This is a genomic window from Kitasatospora sp. NPDC088351 (assembly GCF_040685575.1).
Classification (GTDB): Bacteria; Actinomycetota; Actinomycetes; order Streptomycetales; family Streptomycetaceae; genus Kitasatospora.
Genome location: NZ_JBFBIL010000033.1, coordinates 65,898 through 88,930, shown reverse-complemented (window position 1 = coordinate 88,930; position 23,033 = coordinate 65,898). Strand labels below are relative to the sequence as shown.

Sequence of the window (23,033 nt, the reverse complement as noted above, 5' to 3'; positions counted from 1 at the left end):
GAATCTGATTCGGAGGGAAGTTGAAGGACCTTCCGTCCTTCCGTCCCGGCCGGTCGGCCCGGACGCGGAGCTGTCCGTCGGGAGCCCGGGAAGTCCGAGGGTGCCGAGCCCGCCGCGTCCGACGGAGGGCATGGAGCTGCTGCTCGAACTGGGCCGTTGTGAACCGCGCATGGCGCTCGCGGGCAAGCCGCTGGCGGATCAGGCCGCCCGGGTGGAGGGGCTGCTCGCGGGCGGCTGGAGCCGGGACGCGTTGACGGGCATCCTGTCCGCCCCGCTCCCGGAGAAGATCACCCGAAGTGTCGGCGCCGTCCTGGCAGCCCGGCTGACGAAGGTGCCCCCGTTCCCGCCCGCCCACCGGCCGGCCGAAGCAACTGCCCCCGCTCCGGTGCCTCGCCCATCGAAGCCGGAGTGCGCCGGTCGGGACGGAATGTGCGGTCGATACGTCTCGGCGGTCGGGAAGTTGTGCTCGGCGTGCCGAGACTGAAGAGTGTTTTCCACTCTAGGCTGGCAGCATGGCACTTGACCCTGCGCTCCCGGTGGGACGGCGCATTCAGTACTACCGTGAGCGGGCGGGGAAGTCGCGCCCTGTGTTGGCTGCCCTGCTGGGGCGATCACCGGCATGGCTGAAGCAGATTGAGACCGGAGTCTTACTGCCGCCGCGTCTTCCGATGCTGATGAAGGTCGCCCAGCACCTGGGGATCACCGATCTGTCGGATCTGACCGGCGACGTGTCGATTCCTCGTACGCTTTACTCCGGCATAGAGCACGAGGCATTGGCCTCCGTTCGTCGGGCTGTCGATGGTGCACCGCTCGGTCTGGCCAGCGGGCCTGCGCCGAACCTGGATCACATTGCCGCGCAACTGTCTGCCGCGTGGCGGACGAGGATGACGCGGGGGGATCACCGTTCCGCGCTGGCCGCGCTGCTTCCGCCGCTCGTCTCGGCAGCATCGATCGCGGCGTCACACCCGGGGTGTTCTGACCGTCGGCGCGCTGAGGTGATGTATGCCAGTGCGCTTAATCTGACGCAGATGTACGCCGCGTTCCAGGGGGACGGCAACCTCGTCTGGAGAGTGGCGTCCACTGCGCTCGCCACAGCGCGGGCGTCGGGCGACCCGGGCGCCATCGGCCAGGCCTGCTGGTTCCTGGTGGAGGCGTTCCGGAAGTCGGGGCAGTGGGACAGCGCGCAGGCGATGACGGAGGATGCCCTCCGTCTGCTGGACCCGGTACGAGCCGAATCCCCACACCTGGCGGCAGCCTGGGCTGACATGGCCTTCCACGCCGCCATCACCCACGCCGTCGCGGGAGAGGGCGGCGAAGCGTGGGGGTGGATCGACAGGGCGTCCGCCGTGGCGCAGAGACTCCCGGCCGACTTCTGGAGCGCTCCGACGTCATGCTCTGTTCAGGCTGTTGCGTTCCACTCGGTCACGGTCGCAGTGGAGCTGCGCCAGGCCGGCACAGCACTGCGCTGGGCGCGTCAGCTGCCTGATGAAGAGATCAAGGCAGTCCCCCGGCGGGGACGGCATTTGATTGAGGTAGCGCGGGCACACGCACTTCGCGGGGATGCGGATCAGGTAGTGACCCTGCTGACGAGTGCCGTCGAGGTGGCACCTGAGACGGCCCGGTGGAATGAAGAGGCCCGTTCCATGGTGCGCGGGCTCGTCAACGGCCCACCAGTCGGCCAGGCGCAGGCAGCCGGTCGACGCCTGGCCGACGCCATCGGAGTCGCTGCCTGAAAACAGGGGGTAGAAACTCTGCCTCGCCTCCCCCGGAAGAGCCCGTAGCGTCGACTGACGTTACGGGCTCTTGGCATGAGGGAGTACTGATGGCATCGGAGACGCGGCGGCGCGGCAACCCGGTCAGGCCAATTCCCAAGCGGCAGAGCGGTATAGCGCCGAAGTCCTGGGTGCCGTTGGACGACTACCTGAACGCCCGGCGTCCCAGCGCCTTCGACAGCACTGCCGAGGAGCTGAGCAAGGCTGCTGTCCTCGCGTACTGCGAGTGCGTCAACTGCACTGTGGGAAGGTCGGCGTGAGTGCCTTCCTGCCGGTTCCGCCCGCCGAGCGCCGGGGGCGCGGGCCGTGGCGGTTCCTGGAGTGGACGCTTCAGGCCGACGTCACGCCGGACCGGCCTCCTGTCCGCCACCGGTTCCGGTGCGCGGGGGAGTACGAGGACGGTCAGCCGTGCGAGGAGGAGGGACCGGTCTGCGACGACTTCGCGGAAGCGCAGCGCTGGGCGTACCGGCACCTCAAGGTTCACCAGGATCACCGGAGCTACGAACACGTGGCCGTGACACCGTGGTTGATGGTGCCGGCGGAGGAACCCAGCTGATGAGTACTGCGAACAAGGCCGTCGCCAAACGCGTGTCGAACGCGGGCGCCGGGTGCGCCGAGTGCGCACGTCTCGCACAACAGGAGCGGGACGCCAGCGACGTATACGACTACTCCGCGGGCACCGACGCCCGGGTACGGATGCGCCGTCACCGAGACGAAACACACCGGTGACGGACGACGGCCTGGAGGACTACCGCTCCGCCGCGGAACAGGCCCGGCGGGGACTGCGTGACCCCCGCCGGCTCACCGCCGCCTACGCGGTGTCGGTGGCCGGCATCGCCGCGTTCATCGCAGTGCTGCTCATGCCGCGCACAGCCCCCTGACCACCTGACGTACCTACAAGAGAACAGAGTTCATGACCGCCTTCACGCTCCACAACGACGCCGGGGTCGACAGCGGCACCTACGACCGCATCAGCCGACTCCTGGCCAGGGCCGCGCCGCTGGCCGAGCGGCACTCCCGGCTGAGCCTGCCCGACCGGGCGAGCGTCCGCATCGTCTCCACGGAGCAGTTCGTCTCCTTGACGGCCGACCACGGTGAGTACACCATGCGACAGGCCGCCGACGCGTTCCCCGCCGGCTCCGGATCGCGTGACCGGGCGCTCGCCGAGGTCCAGGCGTGCCGGGACGGCTTCGAGCGGGCGGCCGCCCAGAGCTGGCCGATGGTCACGGCCGCCGTTGTCTGCCGGTCCACCGCCGGAGACCCGGAAATGATCACCATGCCCGAAGGGCACGCCGAAAGCCGCGCCACAGACCGCTACCTCACCGGCGCGTTCGCACACGAGTGGACCCACCTCGCCCAGAACAAGGTCTGGCCCGCCATGCCCTACGCCCACATACGAATCGCCCTCCAAGCCGACGCCGACGGCCTCCCACCCGAGCAGCGCCGCACCACCCACCACGTCATCGAAGGCCACGCCCAATGGGTCCAGCGCCAAACGGTCCAGGAACTGTGCGGCGTGGCCACCGCACAGCTCCGGCTGGACGGCGAACCGAAACCCACCAAACGATTCCGCCGCCTCAAAACGCAATCACCCCTGATCAGCATCTACGACCAGGGCGACGCCTTCATCAGCGCCCTCCACGACACCGGCGGACACCCCCTGATCGAACGCCTGCTCAGGAACGAAGACCTCCTGCCCACCCTCGGCGAGATCACCAACCCCACCACCTGGCTGGAACGCTACGCCCCGGCGATGAGCGGGGCGTGAGAACGGCGGCCCCGAACTGCCGCCAACCCCTGGGCCGGTCCGGCCGTCCGTAACCCCACGGAGGACGGCCGGACCATCAACGGTGCCAGTTCGTGGTGACGGAGCAGTCCGGCTGATGAGCGATCCGGAGAGAGCCACCGAGAGCGAGGCGCCGAAGCGACAGGCTGCCGCCGGTTCCGTCCTCTGGTCCCCTTCGGCGCCGTCGTGCATGTCGAACGCGGGTGGCCCTCGGTGGCGTTCGGGCGGCCGGGAACCGGAAGCGGAAGGATCGGTTTCGGCCAGTTGTGTCACGCGCGGATGCATTCGTCCCCGGCTGCGGCATGCTGTCCGCACAAGTTGTCGGTACTGGGACAAGGAGAAGGTCATGCGTCGAATAGCAGCCCTGGGCACCGGAGCGGCGCTGCTCGTGGCGGCGGGAGTGATGGCGGCGCCGCAGGCGTCGGCGACCTCGTACTGCTTCACGGACCAGGGCACCAACTGGGGCTCGGTGAGCTGCCAGACCACGGCCCCGAAGAACCACTGGCAGCTGGTGCTGGTCTGCGAGAGCAACACCGTCAAGGGGATCCGGCAGACGGTCACGGGCCTCTGGCACACCGGGGACGGGAGCGACAAGCTCTACTGTCCGAACGGTTACAGCGCGGCCCTCACCAACGTCAACAACGACAACTGACGCTACTGGCAGGGGTGTCGGCCCTCATCGCGCGATGGCGGGCCGGCCCCGGCCTCGGCCGGCCGCAGTACGCGCGTGCTTCTCCCTCCTCCTCGGGTGGGAGGCCCGGATACGGCGGGGGGACGACACAAGTTCACACTCTGAGGCGACGTCAGACGTGCTCCCGCGGATCTACCGTGCTCGGCATGACCAGACTCCGACGTACCGCCGTTGCCGTCCTGCTCGCGCTCGCTCTGCCGTTGCCGATCGCCGGGGCGGGTTCGGCCTTCGCCGCGCCCGCGCCCGCGTCCGCCGCGCCCGTTGCCGACACCGCTGCCGCGGGCCCGTCCGCCGGGCGGCTCGATCTGCCCCGCCCGACCGGCCGGCACGCGGTCGGCCGCAGCACGCTGCACCTCGTCGACCGGAACCGCCAGGACCCGTGGGTGCCGTCCGCGGGCCCGCGGCAGCTGATGGTGTCGATGTACTACCCGGCCAGGCCGGGGACGGGTGGGCCCGCCACGCCCTACCTGACCGCGGAGGAGGCCCGGCTGCTGCTCGGCGACCAGGTGCCGGGCGAGGGCATTCCGCCCGAGGTGGTCACCGGCCTGCACCCGTGGGCGCGCACGGACGCGCGTCCGGCGTCGGGCAGGTTCCCGCTGGTGGTCCTCTCGCCCGGGTTCACGCTGCCGCGCGCCACGCTCACCGGCCTCGCCGAGGACCTGGCCAGCCGCGGGTACGTCGTCGCCGCGGTCGACCACACCTACGAGACCTCCGGGACGACGTTCCCCGACGGCCGGACCCTCGCCTGCGCCATCTGCGACTACCCGGAGACGGACCGGACCGCGCTGGTGCCCCCGAGCCGGGCCAAGGACGTCTCCTTCGTGCTCGACCAGCTGACCGGCCGCCGGCCGGCCTGGCCGTACGCCCGCATGATCGACCGGGACCGGATCGGTATGGCCGGGCACTCCATCGGCGGCAACGCCGCCGCCTCCGCGATGACCGCCGACCGCCGGATCCGCGCGGGCGTGAACATGGACGGCAAGTTCTTCGACCCGGTGCCGTCGGCCGGGCTCGGTGGCCGCCCCTTCCTGATGCTCGGCACCCAGGCCGTCCACAGCACGACGGGCTGGGACACCAGCTGGCCCGAGGCCTGGACGCGCCTGGACGGCTGGAAGCGCTGGCTGACCGTCACCGGTTCCGACCACAGCAGCTTCACCGACTCGCCCGTCATCGCGGCGCGGGCGGGCTTTCCCGACCCCGAAGGGACGACGATCGCCCCGCTGCGGGCCGAGAAGGTCACCCGTGACCTTGTCGCCGCCTTCTTCGACCTTCAGCTGAAGGGCATTCCGCAGCGCCTGCTCGACGGCCCCTCGGCGGCGTACCCGGAGGTCGTCTTCCAGCGGCCCTGACACCGGCCCCCGCCCCGGCCCCGGCCCCCGCCCCGGCCCCGACTCCGGCGCCAGTCCCGGTCCTGACACCGATCCGGCGCCACCGGCCCACCGGCCCCGTCCGGCCGGTGGCGCCGGGTTCAGGCCGGTCCGCCGCTCCCGGACGGCGGCGGAACCCGGTCCGCCGGCTCCTCCGGCGGGCGGAAGGCCGCCGGGGCGGCGAAGGCGGCGCGGCGGGTGGCCCGGCGGAGGGCGCGCAGCAGGGGGGTGCCCAGGGAGAGGCAGAGGACGACGGTGAGGGCGGCGCGGGGGAGGTCCCAGCCGAGCGAGGTGGTGAGGCAGTAGGCGGCGAAGCGGACCAGGTTGGCGGAGAGCGGGTCGCCGGGGACGAAGGAGATGGAGCCGGAGAGGCCGGCGATGTAGGGCCAGCCCTGGAGGTTCATGACCGTGCCGTAGAGCAGGGAGGCGACCGCCCCGTAGCCGGCGAGCAGGGCGAGTTCGCGGCGGCCGCGCAGGGTGGCCGCGCCGGGCAGCAGGCCCGCGCCGAGGCAGACCCAGCCCATGGCGAGCATCTGGAACGGCAGCCAGGGGCCGACCCCGCCGGTCAGCAGCGCCGAGGCGAACATCGACAGGGAGCCGAGGACGAAGCCGAAGCCCGGGCCGAGTACCCGTCCGGAGAGGACCATCAGGAAGAACATCGGCTCCAGCCCGGCGGTGCCCGCGCCGAGCGGCCGCAGCGCCGCGCCGGCCGCGGCGAGCACACCGAGCAGGGCGACGGACTTGGCGTCCAGGCCGGGTGCGCCGCCGCCCGCCGTACGGCCCTCGGAGATCTGGGCGATCACCACGGCGAGCAGCAGCGGGAGGAGCAGGGCGAACAGCCAGGGGGCGTCGGTGGCGTGGCCGACCAGGGCGGACCGGGCCGAGGCGAGCAGCGGCCAGCCGAAGGCGACCACGCCGACGGCGGAGGTGAGCAGCAGGACGGCGACGGAGCGGCGGCCGAGCGGGACGGGGCGGTTCATGCCGGTACGCCCCCGGCGAGGGCCCGTTCGACCTGGTGGACGGTGAGCCAGGGGGAGGGCGCGAGGATCTTGGCGACCTGCGGGGCGAAGGCGGGGGAGGAGACCACCACATCGGGCGTCGGGCCGTCCGCGACGATCTCGCCGTCGGCCAGGACGGCCGTGCGGTGGGCGAGTTCGGCGGCCAGCTCGACGTCGTGGGTGGCCAGCAGGACGGCGTGCCCCTCGGCGGCGAGGGCGCGCAGGATCTCCACCAGGCGGGCCTTGGCGGCGTAGTCCAGGCCGCGGGTCGGCTCGTCGAGCAGCAGCAGCGGGGGCCGCGCGGTGAGGACGACGGCGAGGGCGAGGGTGAGCCGCTGGCCCTCGGAGAGGTCGCGCGGGTGGGCGGTGTCGGCGATCCCGGGCAGCAGCCGTTCGACCAGCGCCCGGCAGGTGCCGGGGTCGGCGCCCGCGTCGGTGTCGGCGGCGGCGCACTCGGCGGCGACGCTCTCCCCGTACAGCAGGTCGCGCGGGTCCTGCGGGACGAGGCCGACCTGCCGGATCAGCTCGGCGGGCCGGGTGCGGTGAGGGGTACGGCCGCCGACCCGGACGGTGCCGGAGGCGGGTGGGTGCAGGCCGACCAGGGTGCCGAGCAGGGTGGACTTGCCGGCGCCGTTGCGGCCCATCAGCGCCGTGATCTCGCCGGGGTGCAGGGCGAGGTCGACCCCGCGCAGGGCCGGGACGGGCCCGCGCTTCACCGCGAGGCGCTCGGCCACGGCGACGGGGGGCCCGGCGGGGGAGGGCGCGGCGGCGGGCCGTCGGCCGTCCAGCCGGGTGCGCAGCGGAGCGGCCCTGCGGCGGGCGTCGCGGACGGAGAGCGGCAGCGGGTGCCAGCCCGCCAGCCGGCCGAGGCCGACGACCGGCGGGTGGACGGGCGAGTGCGCCATCACCTCGGCCGGCTCGCCCAGGACGGGCGCCGAGCCGGGGGTGAGCAGCAGCACCTGGTCGGCGTACTGGACCACCCGCTCCAGCCGGTGCTCGGCCATCAGCACGGTGGTGCCGAGGTCGTGGACGAGCCGCTGCAGGACGGCCAGCACCTCCTCGGCGGCGCCGGGGTCGAGGGCGGAGGTGGGTTCGTCCAGGACGAGTACGCGCGGGTGGACGGTGAGCACCGAGCCGATGGCGACACGCTGCTGCTGGCCGCCGGAGAGCGAGGTGAGCGCCCGGTCGCGGAGTTCGGCCAGGCCGAGCAGGTCGAGGGTCTCCTCGACGCGGCGCCGCATCACGTCCGTCGGCAGGCCCAGGGACTCCATGCCGTAGGCGAGTTCGTCCTCGACCGTGTCGGTGACGAAGTGCGCCTGCGGGTCCTGGCCCACCGTGCCGACCAGGTCGGCGAGTTCGCGCGGGCGGTGGGTGCGGGTGTCGCGCCCGCCGACGGTGACCCGGCCGTGCAGCACGCCGCCGGTGAAGTGCGGCACCAGCCCGCTGACGGTGCCCAGCAGGGTGGACTTGCCGGAGCCGGACGGGCCCACCAGCAGGCAGAGTTCGCCCTCGGGGACGGTCAGGTCGACGCCGTCGAGCGCGGGGGCGGCGGTGTCGGCGTACTGGACGGAGACCTGCTCGAAGGTGATCACGAGGCCCTCCGGGGCGGGGTCGGGGTGGCGAACGCCGGTATCAGGCCGACGAGGACGGCGAGCACGGCGGCCAGCGGCAGCGCGGGGGCGGTCGGCGGGACGACGGTGGGGGCGAACGCGGCCGGGTCGCGGGTGGACAGCCAGATCAGCGAGCCGGCCACGGCGGCTCCCGAGCCGGCCGTCAGCCACTCGGGCAGTGACCACGGGTCAGGCCGGTAGCGGGTCCTGACGGAGCGTCGGCTGCCGAGCAGCAGTCCGGCGAAGGCGGCGGCCAGGCCCAGCAGCAGGACGGGCAGCGCCCAGCCGGTGCCGTCGGCGGTCAGCAGCCCGTACGCGGCGAGGCAGATGCCGAGCAGTCCGGCCAGGGTGAGGGCGGCGGTGGCCCGGGCGAGGCGCGGCGGGACGTCGGCGCTGCGGCCGAAGCCCCGGGTGTCCATCGCGGCGGCCAGCGCCACCGAGCGCTCCAGCGCGCCCTCCAGGACGGGCAGTCCGACGCTCAGCACGGCGGCGATGCCCCGGTCGGTGCGCCCGCGCAGCCGGCGGGCGGCGCGCAGCCGCTGGACGTCGGCGACCAGGTTGGGCGCGAAGGTCATCGCCACCACGACCGCCACGCCCGCCTCGTAGAGCGCGCCGGGCAGGGCGCGCAGCAGACGGGCCGGGCTGGCCAGGGCGTTGGCGGCGCCGACGCAGACCAGCAGGGTGGCCAGCCGCAGGCCGTCGTAGACCGCGGCGAGCAGCCCCTCGACGGTGACCCGGCCGCCGATCCGCACGCCCTGGGCCCAGGCGGGCAGCGGGACTTCGGGGAGGGTGAACAGGACGTGCGTCCCGGGGACGGGTGAGCCGAGCAGCACGGCGAAGACCAGGCGGATGCCGAGCACGATCAACCCGAGCCGCAGGAAGGCGCCGTAGGAGCGGGACCAGGGCGCGTCACCGCGCCGGGCGGCCACCACGTAGCCGGCGACGGCGGCGAGCAGGAGCAGCAGTACCGGGTTGGTGGTGCGGGTGGCCGCCGCGCCCAGCCCGAGCGCCCACAACCACCAGGCCCCGGGGTGCAGTTGGCGGGGGCCGGTGGGCGGTCGGGTGGCGCGGGCTGTGGTCACGGGAGGTCCAGGGGGAGGCGGCGGTGCGGAGGGGGCTGCGGAGGGGCGCCGTGTGGGCTCGGGCGGTTCAGCGGCGCCGGCGCGCCTGCCGGACGGCGCCGGCGGCCAGTGCGGCGACGAGCGCGCCGCCCGCGATCAGGCCGAGCTCGGGGCCGCTGCCGCCGGTGCCGCCGCCTCCGGAGCCGCCCCCGGAGCCGCCGCCCCCGGACGGCTGGTGCGCCGCGCCGAGCTGCTCGCCGCAGCCGGCCTTCGGGTAGCCGGCGATGGCGCAGAGCATGCCGTTGGTGTCGTAGCGCAGCGGTGGCACGACGGCGGCCAGCACCTCGGCCGAGCTCGCGCTCGTCGGGACGGCGGCGCAGGCGGTGCGGGGCTCCGGCGGGGTCTCGCCGGAGGCGGCGTCGGCGGCGGTGCCGAAGTCCAGCACCACGGCGACCCGCTTGCGCCCCGCCTGCTCGGGTGTCCCGGCGCAGGCGGTGGCGAAGTCCCCGGGGGTGCCGGGCCGGGCGGCGTCCTGTCCGCCGTCGGGGCTGACGGCGAACCGCCAGCCGTCCACGCTCCCGTCCGGCGGGACGTACACGGCGGGGCCCTGCTGCTGGTACGCCCAGCCGGTGCCGGACCACTTCCAGAACGACCAGTACCGGTACCCCGCGGCCTGGGCGGGCGCGGCGCCGAGCGTGAGCAGCAGCCCGGCGGTGAGCGCGGCGACCAGGGCCACCAGGGCGGCCGGCCGCCGGGCGGTGCCGGTGCCGTCAGTGGTGCCGGTAGTGGTGATGACAGGCGGGTGGTCCGGCCGGGTGGTCACGGCTTCAGGCCGCGCTTGCGCTGGAGGCTGAGGATCAGACCGCCGCCGACGCCGATCAGCAGGCCGACGCCGATCAGCCAGTACTGGCCCATGCCGCCGTCCTTCTTCCCGTCCTTCTTCGCGGCCGAGGCGGACGCCGAGGGCGCGGCGGTGGCGGCCTTGGGCGCCGGGCCGAGGGCGGTCAGCTGCGCGACCAGGTCGGCGCCGAAGGCGGCCGGGTCGCGCTGGGCGGCCTGGGCGACCAGCAGCAGGGTGGCGGTGGCGGAGGCGTCGGTGCCGCCCTTGGACCAGGTGCCGCCCTCCTTGGCCAGCCAGTCCACCGCGCCGGCGGCCTGCTGCGGGTGGCCGCCCTGGATCAGGCCGAGCGCGGCCCAGGCGGTGGCGGTGTAGTCGGGGGTGGGGGCGGCACCGGGGGTGGTCAGGGCCAGGTGCCCGCCGCCCGCCATGAGCTGCGCGGTGAGGTAGGCGCCGGCCGCCTCGGCGGAGTCGGCGCGCGGCACGGTCTTCTCGGTGGAGCCGTCGGCGCAGGTCAGGGCCTTGGGCGCGGCATCCGTCCGGTTGGTGTTGGCGACCGGCAGCCGCCCGCCCGCCGCCGCCGGCGCGGTCTGGGCGGTGGCCAGGGTGTTCGGGGCGAGCGCGCCGGCCGGGTCGGGCTGGTAGGCGAAGGCGCCGCGCTGGTCGGCGGGCGCGGCGCAGCCGAGCTGGAACAGGGCCAGCCCGTCGAAGGCGCTCCGGCCGTCCTTGGCGACCTGCGCCGGGTCCGCCTTGGCGGCGAACAGCGCGTTCACGGCCAGGCCGGTGGAGTTGGCGTCACCGGGGCTGCCGGGGTTGTACGCCCAGCTGCCGTCCGTGTTCTGGGTGGCCTTGAGCCACTGGACGCCCTTGTCGACGGTGTCCTGGTGGCCGCCGAGGGCGACCAGCGCCTGGATCGCGACGGCGGTCGCGTTGCTGTCCTCGGTCCTGGCGTCGCAGGCGGCGGCGGTGTCCGCGCGGAACGACGGCCAGCCCCCGTCCGCGCACTGCTGGCCGGTCAGCCAGGAGACGGCGGAGTCGGCCGGGGTCACCCTGGCGCCCGCCAGCGCGGTCAGGGCCAGCGACTGCCGCCACACCCCGTCGTACGTCGGGTCGCCCTTGCCGTACAGGCCGTCGGGGGCCGCGACGGGGCTCGGCGAGGGACTGTCGGCGAGGGCCGGCGCGGCGGCGGCGCCGGTCAGCAGCGCGGCGGACAGGGCGGCGGCGCCCAGGCGGGCGGCGGTGAGCATGGTGGGGGGAGCGCCTTTCGGTGAGCGGTGTGGTGGCCCGGGTGGGCCGTTCCGTAGTCCTCGACGGTGCCGGGCGGTGGTGTGCCCGGGTCGGCCGCTCGCCTCTCCCCGGGCGCTCCGACTCGCCCGGCCGTCCTGCGCGGGCTCACGGCTGCGGGGTCAGTGCCGGAGTCGCACCGGCTTTCCCCGGAGGAGAGGCGGATGGAGTTGTGCTTCCCGACGACTGTAGCCGCCGGGCCGGGGCGGCCGGAAAGCCGGCGGCTGGAACACGTTCCAGTCAGGGCAGGGAGAGCAGCCGGGCCGCGGTGTGCAGATCGGCGCGGACCTCGGCGATCGAGGAGCGGCCGGAGAGCCAGGAGACCAGGGCCGAGTGCCAGGTGTGCTCGATCACCCGGACGGCGGCGCGCTGGCTCTCGGTGGGCGGCCCGGACTGGCCGATCGCGTCCAGGATCAGCTGGCCGGTGGCCATGCTCACCCGGTCCACCTCGGTGCTCACCGACCGGTCGGCGAAGGACAGCGCCCGCACCATCGCCTCGGCCAGCAGCGGCTCGCGCTGGAGCGCGTGGAACGCCCGGGTCAGCGTCTCGGCGACCCGCGGCGCGGGCTCCCGCTCGCTCGGCGGATGCCGCCTGACCTGCTCCTGGAGGCCCTGCAACTGCTCCAGCATGACCGCGACCAGCAGGTGCACCTTGGACGGGAAGTACCGGTACAGGGTGCCGAGCGCCACCTGGGCGCCCTCCGCCACCTCCCGCATCTGCACCGCCTCGTACCCGCCCCGGGCGGCCAGCGCGGTCGCGGCCCGCAGGATCCGCCGTCGGCGTTCGGTCTGGCGGGCGGTCAGCGGGGGGTCGGCGGACGGGGTGGCGGCCGCGGGTGTCGCGGGGGTCACGGGCGAGGGCAAGGGGTGCTCCCGGGGCGCGGTAGTGGCGGTCTGCTCCAACGGATCCAGCAGGTCCAACGGGTCCAGCGGGGGTGAACGGGTTCAGCCGGTCCGACGGGTTCCGGGCGGGTCCCGGCGCCGTTCGCCGGCCGGGGTTCCGGCGTGGCGTGAATCACCGGCCCTGGCTTCTGACGGGAAGCTACGGGCCGGTATCTTCGAGGTCTCTCATTGTTCATATGGTCGACGGCAGGCTCCGCGCCACACTGAAACCTGATCTACTTTAGCGACCGGCAGCACAGACAGCAGCAGAGATATGGGGGCCGAGGATGACCGCGCAGCCGCTGCGGATTGCCCTGCTGTCCTACCGCGGCGACCCGTTCTGCGGCGGCCAGGGCGTGTACGTACGGCACCTCTCCCGGGAGCTGGCCAGACTCGGCCACCACGTGGACGTGATCGGGGCCCAGCCGTACCCCGTGCTGGACGAGGTCGAGGGGCCGGGCTCGGTCCGGCTGGTCGAGCTGCCCAGCCTGGACCTGTACCGCGCCGACGACCCCTTCCGCACCCCGGCGCTCGCCGAGTACCGCGGGCCGGTGGACGTGCTGGAGTTCGCCACCATGCGCACCGGCGGCTTCCCCGAGCCGCTGACCTTCTCGCTGCGCGCCCGCCGGTACCTCGCCCTGCACAAGGGCCGCTACGACGTGGTGCACGACAACCAGACCCTCGGCTACGGCCTGCTGGGCCTGGCCCGGCACGGCTTCCCGCTGGTCACCACGGTCCATCACCCGATCACCGTGGACCGGCGGCTGGAGCTGGACGCGGCCCCCGACCGGCTCAAGCGGCTCTCGCTGCGCCGCTGGTACGCCTTCACCCGGATGCAGCGCCGGGTCGCCGCCCGGCTGGACCACATCATCACCGTCTCCGAGACCTCCGGGCGCGAGATCGCCGAGCACCTCGGCGCCGCGCCGGGCGCGATCTCGGTGGTGCCGATCGGCGCCGACACCCGGCTCTGGTCCCCGTCCGAGCGGGTCGCCCGGGTGCCCGGCCGGATCGTCACCACCTCCAGTGCGGACGTCCCGCTCAAGGGCCTGGTCCACCTGGTCGAGGCGCTGGCCAAGGTCCGCACCGAGCGGGACGCGCACCTGGTGGTGGTCGGCAAGCCGCAGAAGGAGGACGGGCCGGTCGCCGAGACGGTGCGCCGGTTCGGCCTGGAGGGGCACATCGAGTTCCGCAGCGGCCTGACCGACCAGGAACTGGTCGACCTCTACCGCTCGGCCGAGGTGGCCTGTGTGCCGTCGCTGTACGAGGGCTTCTCGCTGCCCGCCGCCGAGGCGATGGCCACCGGCACCCCGCTGGTCGCCACCACCGGCGGGGCGATCCCCGAGGTGGCCGGGCCGGACGGCGAGACCTGCCTCGCGGTGCCGCCGGGCGACGCGTACGCGCTGGCGGCGGCGCTGGGGCGGCTGCTGGACGACCCGGGCCTGCGCTCGGCGCTCGGTGCGGCCGGACGCGAGCGGGTGCTCGCCCGGTTCACCTGGGAGCGGGCCGCCGAACTGACCGCCGAGGGCTACCGGGCGGCGATCGCCACCGGAGCCGGGCGGCGCGCCCGGTCGGGACCGGGCTGGCGGTACGTCCCCTGAGCGGCCCGCCGGGCGGCCCGCGCCGCACCACCGGCGGCCCGTCGGATTCACCTGACGAAGCGTCAAGAACGTGTGGTACCAAAGGAATGGGAGCCCGCAGTGCTGACCGTCGATTTCTCGCGCTTCCCGCTCGCCCCCGGCGACCGGGTGCTCGACCTGGGCTGCGGCGGGGGCCGGCACGCGTTCGAGTGCTACCGGCGCGGCGCCCGGGTGACCGCCCTCGACCAGAACGCCGAGGAGATCGCCGAGGTCAGGAAGTGGTTCGCCGCCATGGAGCAGGCCGGTGAGGCGCCCGAGGGCGCGTCGGCGGTCGCCGTCGAGGGCAACGCGCTGGCCCTGCCGTTCGAGGACGAGTACTTCGACAAGATCATCATCTCCGAGGTGATGGAGCACATCCCCGACGACAAGGGCGTGCTCAACGAGATGTTCCGGGTCCTCAAGCCCGGTGGCCTGCTCGCCGTCACCGTGCCGCGCTGGCTGCCCGAGAAGATCTGCTGGGCGCTCTCCGACGAGTACCACGAGGTCGAGGGCGGCCACATCCGGATCTACCGGGGCGACGAACTGCTCGACCGGCTGAAGGACGCCGGCCTGGAGCCGTACGGCACCCACCACGCGCACGCGCTGCACTCGCCGTACTGGTGGATCAAGTGCGCCGTCGGCGTGGACAACGACAAGGCGCTGCCGGTCAAGGCCTACCACCAGCTGCTGGTCTGGGACATCGTCGGTACCCCGGTGATCAGCACCCTCACCAAGGCGGCCGAGAAGGCCCTCAACCCCGTCATCGGCAAGAGCTTCGTCGCCTACGCGGCCAAGCCGAACCGGGCCGAGCCGAACCGCGCCGAGCCGAACCGGGCCGACGCGTGACCGCGGCCGTCCCCGAGGTGCTGCTGCTCGACGGGGTGCTCGACGCCGAGCAGGCCGCCGGGACCGTCCGCTCCATCCTCGCCGAGCAGCGCCCCGACGGCGCCATACCGTGGTTCACCGGTCACCACCTCGACCCGTGGGACCACACCGAGGCCGCGATGGCCCTGGACACGGCCGGCGAGCACGCCGCCGCCGAGGCCGCCTACCGCTGGCTGGCCGCCAACCAGAACCCCGACGGCTCCTGGTACGCCGCGTACGGCTACGGCCCCGGCGGCACCGACGGGCTGGTCTCCAACCCGTCCAAGGAGACCAACTTCTGCGCCTACATCGCCGTCGGCGTCTGGCACCACCACCTCAGCACCGGCGACGACACCTTCCTGGAGTGGATCTGGCCGGTCGTCAGACGCGCCCTGGACTTCATCGTCTCGCTGCGGCTGCCCGGCGGCCCGATCCCCTGGCGGCTCGACGAGCACGGCGCGGCGACCGACGAGGCGCTGCTCACCGGCTCGTCCAGCATCCTGCACGCGCTCCGCTGCGGCCTCGCCCTCGCCGACTACCTGGAGGAGCCGCAGCCCGACTGGGAGCTCGCGGCCGGGCGGCTGCGGCACGCCGTCGCCCACCACCCCGAGCGGTTCCTGGACAAGGACCGCTACTCGATGGACTGGTACTACCCGGTGCTCGGCACCGCGCTGCGCGGCCCGGCCGCAGTGGCGCGGATCGAACGGGACTGGGACCGCTTCGTCGTCCCCGGCCTCGGGGTGCGCTGCGTCAGCGACCGGCCGTGGGTGACCGGCGGCGAGAGCGCCGAGCTGGCCATGGCGCTCTGGGCGGTCGGCGAGTCCGACCGGGCGGTGGACATCCTGCGCTGGATCCAGCGGCTGCGGCACAGCGACGGCTCCTACTGGACCGGCTACGTCTTCGAGGACGACGCCGTCTGGCCCGAGGAGCGCACCACCTGGACCGCCGGGGCGCTGCTGCTGGCGGTCGCCGCGCTCGGCGGCGACCCGGCGACGGTGGCGGTCTTCGGCGGCGAGCAGCTCCCCGCCGGGCTGGTGGTCCAGGACTGCTGCTGAGCCCGCGCGCACACGCCGAAGGGGCGGGACCGGAGTAATCCGGTCCCGCCCCTTCGGCGTCGTGCGGGTACGGCGGGGTCAGCCGCGCTGGATGCCCGAGGTGTCGGCCAGCACGCCCTGGGCGCCGTCCTGGAGCTGCGCGACCAGCGCGGCGCCGCGCTGCTCGACCGCCAGGTACCAGGTGCCGGGAACCAGCTCGCCGACCGGGGCGCCGACCGGGTTGTCCTTCGGGGCCAGCGGACGCGGCGCCGGGACGGCGAACCAGAACGGCGCGAAGTCGGACGCCGGGGCCGGGGCCGGCACCGGGGCGGCCTGGGCCTGGGCGGTCTGGGCGGGCGCCGGAGCCTGCTGGGCCGCCTGCTGCGCGGAGGCGTCCTGCGGGTAGCCGTAGCCGGCGGGCTGGCCGCCGAACGCCGGGGCCGGCGCCTGGTGCGCGTCCTGGCCGGGCGCGGGGTAGCCGTACTGGCCGGGCTGGCCGGCCTGCGGGGCCGGGTAGCCGCCCGGGTAGCCCTGCACCGGGGCCGGGCGGTCGGTGACCAGCGGGACCTTCAGCGCGGGCACCAGCGGACCGGCCGCGGCGGCGCCGGCGAGGACCACCAGCGAGATGACGGCGAGCCAGGCGCCGATGCCGTGGTTCACGCCGTCCGGGCCACCGCCCAGGCCCCAGATTCCGGCCCAGAGCGCGGAGACGGCGAAGGCGATGCCCCACTGGTCCAGCCGCAGGCCGAGCACCTGGCGGCTGGTCGCGGCGGCACCCTGGAAACGCTGCACCAGGATCAGCACCGCGGCGAGGATGCCGAGCAGGAAGACGGAGGGCAGGACGGGGAACAGGATGGTGTCCCACGCGTTCTTGGACGTGTCCCCGCAGTACCGACCCTTGCAGTCCACGGTCCAGTACGGCAGGAAGGATGAGATGGCGAGCAGGACGGCCGCACCTGCGACGGCGGCGTCTCCCCTGCTGAGAGCGCGCAGATTCACTAACGTTCCCCTCGTGGTGTTGTCGTGGACGGCCCGGTTGGGCGGCCGTCCGACCGGCCGGAAAACTGCCGAACGGACCAAGAGCCTAGGGCCAACCGCCCCGCGGGCGCACAGCGGGCTCGGGAATGGGGCGAAGTCGTTGCAAACCACGCGGTCCGGACCGGCGCGCGGGCCTGCTAACGCGCGGTCAGAAACGTGGTCAGCGCGTCCGCGATGCCCTGGGCGGCCTGCTGGCGCCACTGAGGGTCCGTCATCCGTTCGGCGTCCGTCGGGTTGCGCATGTTACCGCACTCGATGAACACCTTCGGCACGGCCGAGAGGTTCAGTCCGCCGAGGTCGGAGCGGGTGTCCAGGCCCTCGCTCGCGATGTAGTCGGCGTACGGCTCACCGGTCGCCGTGCGGAAGGAGTCGCGCAGCAGCAGGCCGAGCCGGTGCGAGGGGGCGACGATCGCGGAGTTGTCCGCCTTACCGGCGACCACCCGGGCGGGCATGATCACGTGGAAGCCGCTGCCGCCGGCCGGGCCGCCGTCCCCGTGCACGGAGACCGCCACGTCGGCGTGCGCCTGGGCGCCGGCCCGGGCGCGCTCGTCGACGCACGGCCCCCACGGGCGGTCGCCCTCGTGGGCCAGGACCACGGTGGCGCCCCGGGCGGTCAGGATCGCGCGGGCCCGGCGGGTCACGTCCAGGGTGTACTCGGCCTCGGTGTAGCCGGCGTCGGTGGAGGTGCCGGTGGTGTCGCACTCCTTGCGGGCGTTGCCGACGTCGACCTGGCGGTTGATCTCGGTGGGATGGGTGAAGTTGCCGGGGTTGTGGCCCGGGTCGAGCAGGACGGTGCGGCCGGTCAGCGAGGTGGGGGCCGTTGACGCTGCCTGTGTCGTCGGTGCCGTTGGTGCCGCCGGGGTCTCGGCGGCGGCCGGGGTGTCCGAGGGGCTCGGGGGGCCGGACGGGGCCGGGGTGTCCGAGGGGACCGGGGTCGCCTCGGTGGCGGACGGGTCCGGCGGTGCGGCCTCCGGAGAGGTGACCGCCGGTGCGGCGGCGCCCGCCGGGGTGTCGTGGTGGACGGCCCGCCAGCCCAGCCAGCCGGCCAGGCAGAGCGGCACCACCGCCCCGGCCACGGTGGTGGCGCGCAGCAGGGCGGAGCGGCGGGACGGCTCCCCGTTCGGGCCGGTGCGATCGGGGGTGGTGCGGGTGGTGCGGGTCACTGGCGGGTCAGATCCTGTCCTGGGTCCGCGGGGTCAGACCGAAGGTGTCGGCGATCGCCTTCCACTTCGTCACGAAGTCCTTCTTCGCCTGGGTGGCCTGCGGGTTGAGCTCGTCGGCGTGCTTCTTGTCGGCGGTGGCCGGGGCCGTTCCGGAACAGCCCTGGGCCGCGACCGTGCGCGCCCAGCTCGCGTACGCCCGGTCGATGTCGGCGGAGAGCTGCCAGGCGGACTTCAGCGACTGCGTCGCGTCCGCGCCGCCGGGCAGGTCGGTGACGGTCAGGGCGCCGAGCTTGCGGAGCAGTTCGTCGCGCTGCTTGGCGCCGGTGTCGAAGACCTGCGCCGCGCTCTCGATGTCGGCCTTGGACGGGCAGCTGCTCACCTTGGCGACCGCGCTGCCGATCGGCGCCTTCGCGCTCTCGCCCTGGGCCAGCAGGTCGTCCAGCGCCTTGGCCTGGGCCTGCGCGCCGGGGCCGGCCGCACCGGCGGTGGGGCTCGCGCCCGGGCTCGCCGAGGCGGAGTCGGTGGGGCCCGGCGGCGTGGTGGCCGCCCCGCCCGGTGCGGGCGCCGGCGGGTTCCCGGCGGGCGTGGTGTCGGTGGCGGCGGGCGGGGCGGGGGCGGCCTGGTCCTTCGTGGAGCCGTCGTCCCGCACCGCCCAGAAGAGGCCGCCGCCGAGTGCCAGGACGACCAGCAGCGCGAAGCCGATCAGCAGCGGCGCCCGCTTGTTGCGGCCGCTGTCCTCGTCGTCGAGGTCCTCGTAGCCGGCCGGGTAGTCCGGCTGCGGCTGCCCGGGGTACGGGCCGTAGCCGTACGGGGGCTGCGGCGGGCCGGCGGGCGGGGCCGGGGGCTGCGGGTAGCCGTAGCCGCCGGAGGCCTGGGGGGCCGCGTGGCCGGGGAAGCCCGTGGCGGGCGGGGTGGCCCCGAGGTGGAGGGGGGCGGTCGGGGCGTCGTAGCCGCCGTCCACCGGGCCCGGGCCCGGGTACGGGCCGGCCGGCTGTGGCGGTGCGGCGGGCGGTGCGGCGGGCGGGGGTGTGGCTGCCGGGGGTGCGGGCTGCTGCTGCGGGCCGCGCACCCAGCCGCCGGCGCCGCCGCGCGCGGTGGGATCCCAGACCGCCGGCGCGGTGTTGTGCCGATCCGTCATTGCGCTAGCCCCCACCGTCTGCCCGATGCTCTGTCTGGTGCCGCTGCCGCTGCCGCGGGCGCCCCGTACGCCGCGCGGACACCGTACCGTTCGAGCCCCCGCCCGACAGCCCCGGCACGACGTTAGAGCATCCGCCGCCGCCCGTGGGACGGTCCGTCGATCCTGGGACCCCGGCGGATGCCCGCGGCCTCAGCCCGCGGCGCGCCGCAGCACCCGCAGCGAGCCCGTCACCGAGACCTCCTCGAACCCCTCGGCGAGCGCCCGCAGATACACCCGGTACGGCGCCTGGCCGCCGTCCGCCGGGTCGGGGAAGACGTCGTGCACCACCAGCAGGCCCCCGGGCGCCAGGTGCGGCGCCCAGCCCTCGTAGTCGCCGGTGGCGTGCTCGTCGGTGTGGCCGCCGTCGATGAAGACCAGGCCGAGCCGGCCGCCCCAGAGCGCCGCGATCTGCGGGGAGCGGCCGACCAGGGCGACCACGTGCTCCTCCAGCCCGGCCGCGTGCAGGGTGCGGCGGAACCGGGGGAGCGTGTCCATCCGGCCCACCTCCCGGTCCACCAGCGTCGGGTCGTGGTACTCCCAGCCGGGCTGCTGCTCCTCGGAGCCGCGGTGGTGGTCGACGGTCAGCGCCACCGTGCCGGTCTCCCGGGCGGCGGCGGCCAGCAGGATCGCCGAGCGGCCGCAGTACGTGCCGATCTCCAGCACCGGCAGACCGGTCCGGCGGGCCGCCGTCACCGCCGCCGCGTACAGCGCCAGGCCCTCGTCCACCGGCATGAACCCGGTCGCCGCCTCGAACGCCGACAGCACCTCGGGCGTCGGGCGGGTGCTCTCCAGGACGTCGGACATGGTGCGCTCCTTGCCGGGGGTCGGTGGGCGGTACCGCCCGCCGTCGGACCCTACTGGACGGTACGCCGGGGTGTCCCGCCCACCTGCCCGCCGCCCGTCCGTGGCCGGCCCGTCCGCCGTCAGCCCGCCAGCAGGACGCGGGCGACGCGTTCGCGGTGAGGGGCCAGCTCGGCGGTGATGGCGGTGAACTCGGCGGGGGTCGCGGTGATGGCAGCCGGTACCGGCGTGGACCGTTCGAGCAGCGCCAGCCGGAGATGGGTCGGCGGGTGGGTGGCGTCCACGGCGCACCGGTCCAGGGCGGAGCGGCGCCGCAGCCGCTCGCGCTCCAGCGGGGGGACGGCGGCGAGGTGGTCGCGCAGCCGCTCCCAGAGCGCGTCGGAGGCCGGGGTCAGGTCGCGCGTTGCCTCGGCGTGCGCTGCCCCGGCCCGGGCGGCCCCGGCGCGGGCGGCCATGCCGCGGCGGCCCGCCCGGGGGCGGTTCTGGTGGTCGGCCCGCAGCCGGGTGACCAGGGTGCCGACGGCCCCGCCGAGCAGCAGGGTCTCCAGCATCCCGCGGGCCGCCTCGGTGGACGCGGTCCGCGCGGCGAGGGTGTCCGCGTGGTACTCGGCCTGCTGCCCGGCCCGGGCGGTGAGCCGGTCGAGCAGCAGCAGGGCCCGCCAGAACAGCCAGGCGAGGCCGTGCAGCACCGCGCCGCTGATCAGCTCGGCGAACTGGAACAGCAGCCGCAGGCCGCCCGGCTACCCGGGGTGCTCGCGCGGCCGGGCGAGGTCGTGCCAGTGCGCCAGTGCGCCGATCGCGGAGGAGAGCCAGAGGCCGCGCCGGTGGTCGGCGTTGACCCGGTGGGCGAACTCGTGGCCGAGCAGGGCGATCCGCTGCTGCTCGTCGAGCGCCTCCCAGAGCGGCAGACCGAGGGTGAGAACGGTCCGCCGGCGCAGCCCCACCACCCCGATGCTCGCGTTGAACGACCCGTCGATCCGGATCACGCCGACCGGCCCCGTCCCGAGCTGCGCGGCGATCCGGTCCGCCAGGCCGTACAGGGCGGGCGCCCGGCGGCGGTCCAGCAGATGCTCGTCGCGCGGCACCCGGCCGAGCCTCGGGCGCAGCAGGACGACGACCGCGAGGGCGGCCGCGCCCAGGCACCTGAGCGGGGTGTTCCCGGTGACGAGCAGCCAGAGCGCCCAGCCGAACAGGGCGGCGGTGGCCAGGTGGACGACGGCGGCGACGGCGGCCGCGGCGAGCCAGTCGCGCCGGCCGGTGGCGGTGCCGCGCCCGGCGGCGAGCTCCCGGTAGAGCTGCTCGGCCCGGTCGGCGGCGGCCTGTTCGCGCCGGACGGCCCGGGTGCGTGCGGCCCCGCTCTTCTCCGTGGGCTCGGCCTCGGGCTCCGGTGCGAGGTTCCACTCGCACCGGGGGCACCAGACGGTGAAGCGCGGGTCGGCGTCCAGCCGCGCGGCGCAGCGCGGGCAGGTCCGGACGGAGTCGGCGGTGGTCGTGACAGGTGTGGACACGGCGGATGATCATGCCAGTGGGGGCCGACACCACGCACCCGGGTTCCGCCGGGTGGGTGGAACGCGTTCCAGTCCGGACGGGCGAGGCGTGCCAGAATCGGCCCGACCACCGATCCGCGGGGACCTCGGGAGCAGCTCCATGCGCGCAGCCATCCTGCACAAGACCGGCCAGGACACGCTCGACGTCCGCGACGACGTGCTGGCGGTCGGCTTCGGCCCCGGCAAGGTACGGGTCCGCCTGCGGGCGGCCGGCCTCTGCCACTCCGACCTCTCGGCGATGAGCGGCGTGCTGCCGCAGCCCGCGCCGTTCGTCCCCGGCCACGAGGGCGCCGGGGACGTGCTGGAGGTCGGCGAGGGCGTGAGCGGCGTCGCCGTCGGGGACCGGGTGGTGCTCTGCTGGATGGCGCCCTGCGGCCGCTGCGCCCACTGCGGGCGCGGGCGCGGCCACCTGTGCGTGGCCAGCCTGCGGCGGCTCGGCGCGCCCGCCTTCCGCTTCGGTGACGGCGGCCCGGACGGCCCGGTGGAGGCCTCGGGCTTCTACGGCACCGGCGCGTTCGCCGAGGAGGTGGTGGTCGACCAGGACGCGGTCATCGTGGTGCCGGCCGACCTGCCGTACGAGTCGGCCGCCCTGATCGGCTGCGGGGTGACCACGGGCGTCGGCGCGGCGGTCAACACCGCCCGGGTCGAGCCGGGTGCCTCGGTCGCGGTGCTCGGCGCGGGCGGGGTGGGCGTCGCGGCCGTGCAGGGCGCCCGGGTCTGCGGCGCGGGCCGGATCACCGTCGTCGACCCGGTCGTCTCGCGGCGGGAGCGGGCGCTCGCCTTCGGTGCCACCGACGCCCTCGCCCCCGAGGAGCTGAAGGCCGCCGCCAAGGCCCTGCCGGGCGGCGGGTACGACTACGTCTTCGAGGCGGTCGGCCGCGCGGCCACCGTCCGGGCCGGGTACGAGGCGGCCCGGCGCGGTGGCGCGGTGGTGGTGATCGGCGCCGGGGCGCAGGACGACCTGGCGCAGTTCGGCATGGGCGAGCTGTTCTTCAACGAGAAGCGGCTGCTGCCCTCGCTGTACGGCGGCGCGTCCGTGCCGAGCACCATCGCACTGGTGACCGGGCTGTGGCGGGCCGGGCGGATCGACCTGGCCGGGATGGTCACCCACCGGGTCGGGCTGGCGGACGTCAACGAGGCCGTCGCGCAGATGCGGAGCGGCGAGGCGCTGCGGACGGTGGTGACGTTCGACTGACGGCGGTTGCGCAGGCCGAACGGGACAGGGCCCGCCGTGGTCGGCGGGCCCTGTCCCGTTCGGCCTGCGCCGCGTGCGGCTTCGGTCAGCCCCGGTCGGTACCGGCGCCGAGCCGGTGGCGGCCGTGCGGGTCGGCCTCGGGACGGTCGTCGGCGGCGGAACGGCCGCGGTGACGACCGTGCGACGCGCTGTCCTCGGCCGTGGTCTCGTCGGCGTCGGTCCCGAGGGTCGTGGGTCCGGTGGTGTCGGTGAGGGTGTCGGACATCAGAATCGTCTTTTCCGTGCGAGGGTGCAGGTGCTTCGGCGCCT

The 23,033-nt window shown here is 74.9% G+C and carries 24 protein-coding genes and 1 riboswitch; of the genes, 11 read left to right on the top strand and 13 right to left on the bottom strand.

The features are described from left to right. Positions 1 to 512: 512 nt before the first annotated feature. The 7 genes from AB0P06_RS22820 (at position 513) to AB0P06_RS22790 (ending at position 5,598) form a co-directional block, all read left to right on the top strand. Positions 513 to 1,733, top strand: coding sequence for a helix-turn-helix domain-containing protein (locus AB0P06_RS22820; protein WP_363610103.1), 1,221 nt, complete (start codon positions 513 to 515; stop codon positions 1,731 to 1,733). An 89-nt stretch (positions 1,734 to 1,822) separates the two neighbouring features. Next, positions 1,823 to 2,032: a hypothetical protein gene (locus AB0P06_RS22815; RefSeq protein ID WP_363610101.1), complete on the top strand. Its 210-nt coding sequence runs from the start codon at positions 1,823 to 1,825 to the stop codon at positions 2,030 to 2,032. Next, positions 2,029 to 2,328 carry a hypothetical protein gene (locus AB0P06_RS22810; protein ID WP_363610099.1) on the top strand — a complete coding sequence of 100 codons (300 nt, stop codon included), beginning with the start codon at positions 2,029 to 2,031 and terminating at the stop codon, positions 2,326 to 2,328. The genes AB0P06_RS22815 and AB0P06_RS22810 overlap by 4 nt, the downstream gene beginning before the upstream one ends. Before the next feature lie 169 nt (positions 2,329 to 2,497). Next, positions 2,498 to 2,653, top strand: coding sequence for a hypothetical protein (locus tag AB0P06_RS22805; RefSeq protein ID WP_363610097.1), 156 nt, complete (start codon positions 2,498 to 2,500; stop codon positions 2,651 to 2,653). A 32-nt stretch (positions 2,654 to 2,685) separates the two neighbouring features. Continuing rightward, entirely contained in the window at positions 2,686 to 3,540 is an 855-nt protein-coding gene (locus AB0P06_RS22800) for a hypothetical protein (protein WP_363610095.1), read from the top strand. Between the two features lie 364 nt (positions 3,541 to 3,904). Continuing rightward, complete coding sequence (locus AB0P06_RS22795; protein ID WP_363610093.1) at positions 3,905 to 4,210, top strand: hypothetical protein; 306 nt, start codon at positions 3,905 to 3,907, stop codon at positions 4,208 to 4,210. Positions 4,211 to 4,395: 185 nt separating this feature from the next. Then, entirely contained in the window at positions 4,396 to 5,598 is a 1,203-nt protein-coding gene (locus AB0P06_RS22790; RefSeq protein WP_363610091.1) for an alpha/beta hydrolase, read from the top strand. Between the two features lie 119 nt (positions 5,599 to 5,717). Here AB0P06_RS22790 and AB0P06_RS22785 read toward each other — a convergent pair whose 3' ends face one another. From AB0P06_RS22785 to AB0P06_RS22760, 6 genes are all read right to left on the bottom strand, one after another. Continuing rightward, positions 5,718 to 6,596, bottom strand: a complete 879-nt coding sequence (locus tag AB0P06_RS22785) for an ECF transporter S component (RefSeq protein WP_363610089.1) — start codon at positions 6,594 to 6,596, stop codon at positions 5,718 to 5,720. Further along, entirely contained in the window at positions 6,593 to 8,206 is a 1,614-nt protein-coding gene (locus tag AB0P06_RS22780; RefSeq protein ID WP_363610087.1) for an ATP-binding cassette domain-containing protein, read from the bottom strand. The genes AB0P06_RS22785 and AB0P06_RS22780 overlap by 4 nt, the downstream gene beginning before the upstream one ends. Next, entirely contained in the window at positions 8,203 to 9,306 is a 1,104-nt protein-coding gene (locus tag AB0P06_RS22775) for a CbiQ family ECF transporter T component (RefSeq protein ID WP_363610085.1), read from the bottom strand. Before AB0P06_RS22775 ends, AB0P06_RS22780 begins: the two co-directional genes overlap by 4 nt. Before the next feature lie 67 nt (positions 9,307 to 9,373). Beyond that, entirely contained in the window at positions 9,374 to 10,024 is a 651-nt protein-coding gene (locus AB0P06_RS22770) for an SCO2322 family protein (RefSeq protein WP_363610109.1), read from the bottom strand. 80 nt (positions 10,025 to 10,104) lie between these two features. Beyond that, positions 10,105 to 11,370, bottom strand: a complete 1,266-nt coding sequence (locus AB0P06_RS22765) for a prenyltransferase/squalene oxidase repeat-containing protein (protein WP_363610083.1) — start codon at positions 11,368 to 11,370, stop codon at positions 10,105 to 10,107. A gap of 116 nt (positions 11,371 to 11,486) precedes the next feature. After that, a riboswitch (cobalamin riboswitch) is annotated at positions 11,487 to 11,551 on the bottom strand. Positions 11,552 to 11,647: 96 nt separating this feature from the next. After that, entirely contained in the window at positions 11,648 to 12,271 is a 624-nt protein-coding gene (locus AB0P06_RS22760) for a TetR family transcriptional regulator (RefSeq protein ID WP_363610081.1), read from the bottom strand. A gap of 305 nt (positions 12,272 to 12,576) precedes the next feature. On the opposite strand from AB0P06_RS22760, the gene AB0P06_RS22755 reads away from it, so the two are divergent. The 3 genes from AB0P06_RS22755 to AB0P06_RS22745 all read left to right on the top strand — a co-directional run bounded on the left by AB0P06_RS22755 (position 12,577) and on the right by AB0P06_RS22745 (position 15,824). Then, positions 12,577 to 13,887, top strand: a complete 1,311-nt coding sequence (locus AB0P06_RS22755; RefSeq protein WP_363610079.1) for a glycosyltransferase family 4 protein — start codon at positions 12,577 to 12,579, stop codon at positions 13,885 to 13,887. Between the two features lie 99 nt (positions 13,888 to 13,986). Then, positions 13,987 to 14,751, top strand: a complete 765-nt coding sequence (locus AB0P06_RS22750; protein WP_363610077.1) for a class I SAM-dependent methyltransferase — start codon at positions 13,987 to 13,989, stop codon at positions 14,749 to 14,751. Beyond that, complete coding sequence (locus tag AB0P06_RS22745; protein WP_363610075.1) at positions 14,748 to 15,824, top strand: prenyltransferase; 1,077 nt, start codon at positions 14,748 to 14,750, stop codon at positions 15,822 to 15,824. Before AB0P06_RS22750 ends, AB0P06_RS22745 begins: the two co-directional genes overlap by 4 nt. A gap of 78 nt (positions 15,825 to 15,902) precedes the next feature. Here AB0P06_RS22745 and AB0P06_RS22740 read toward each other — a convergent pair whose 3' ends face one another. From AB0P06_RS22740 to AB0P06_RS22715, 6 genes are all read right to left on the bottom strand, one after another. Beyond that, positions 15,903 to 16,802 (bottom strand): hypothetical protein, encoded by a 900-nt coding sequence (locus AB0P06_RS22740; RefSeq protein WP_363610073.1) that lies wholly within the window; start codon positions 16,800 to 16,802, stop codon positions 15,903 to 15,905. Positions 16,803 to 16,978: 176 nt separating this feature from the next. Then, on the bottom strand, positions 16,979 to 18,004 hold the full coding sequence (locus tag AB0P06_RS22735; RefSeq protein WP_363610071.1) for an N-acetylmuramoyl-L-alanine amidase: 1,026 nt from the start codon (positions 18,002 to 18,004) through the stop codon (positions 16,979 to 16,981). 7 nt (positions 18,005 to 18,011) lie between these two features. Beyond that, positions 18,012 to 19,142, bottom strand: a complete 1,131-nt coding sequence (locus AB0P06_RS22730; protein ID WP_363610069.1) for a hypothetical protein — start codon at positions 19,140 to 19,142, stop codon at positions 18,012 to 18,014. Positions 19,143 to 19,331: 189 nt separating this feature from the next. Further along, positions 19,332 to 19,985 carry a class I SAM-dependent methyltransferase gene (locus AB0P06_RS22725; RefSeq protein ID WP_363610067.1) on the bottom strand — a complete coding sequence of 218 codons (654 nt, stop codon included), beginning with the start codon at positions 19,983 to 19,985 and terminating at the stop codon, positions 19,332 to 19,334. A gap of 119 nt (positions 19,986 to 20,104) precedes the next feature. Further along, positions 20,105 to 20,671, bottom strand: a complete 567-nt coding sequence (locus AB0P06_RS22720) for a hypothetical protein (protein WP_363610065.1) — start codon at positions 20,669 to 20,671, stop codon at positions 20,105 to 20,107. A 51-nt stretch (positions 20,672 to 20,722) separates the two neighbouring features. Next, positions 20,723 to 21,490 (bottom strand): M48 family metalloprotease, encoded by a 768-nt coding sequence (locus AB0P06_RS22715; protein WP_363610063.1) that lies wholly within the window; start codon positions 21,488 to 21,490, stop codon positions 20,723 to 20,725. 139 nt (positions 21,491 to 21,629) lie between these two features. Between AB0P06_RS22715 and AB0P06_RS22710 the strand changes: the two genes are divergently transcribed. After that, positions 21,630 to 22,724 (top strand): alcohol dehydrogenase catalytic domain-containing protein, encoded by a 1,095-nt coding sequence (locus AB0P06_RS22710; RefSeq protein ID WP_363610061.1) that lies wholly within the window; start codon positions 21,630 to 21,632, stop codon positions 22,722 to 22,724. Between the two features lie 85 nt (positions 22,725 to 22,809). Here AB0P06_RS22710 and AB0P06_RS22705 read toward each other — a convergent pair whose 3' ends face one another. Then, positions 22,810 to 22,989: a hypothetical protein gene (locus AB0P06_RS22705; protein ID WP_363610059.1), complete on the bottom strand. Its 180-nt coding sequence runs from the start codon at positions 22,987 to 22,989 to the stop codon at positions 22,810 to 22,812. Positions 22,990 to 23,033: the final 44 nt, after the last annotated feature.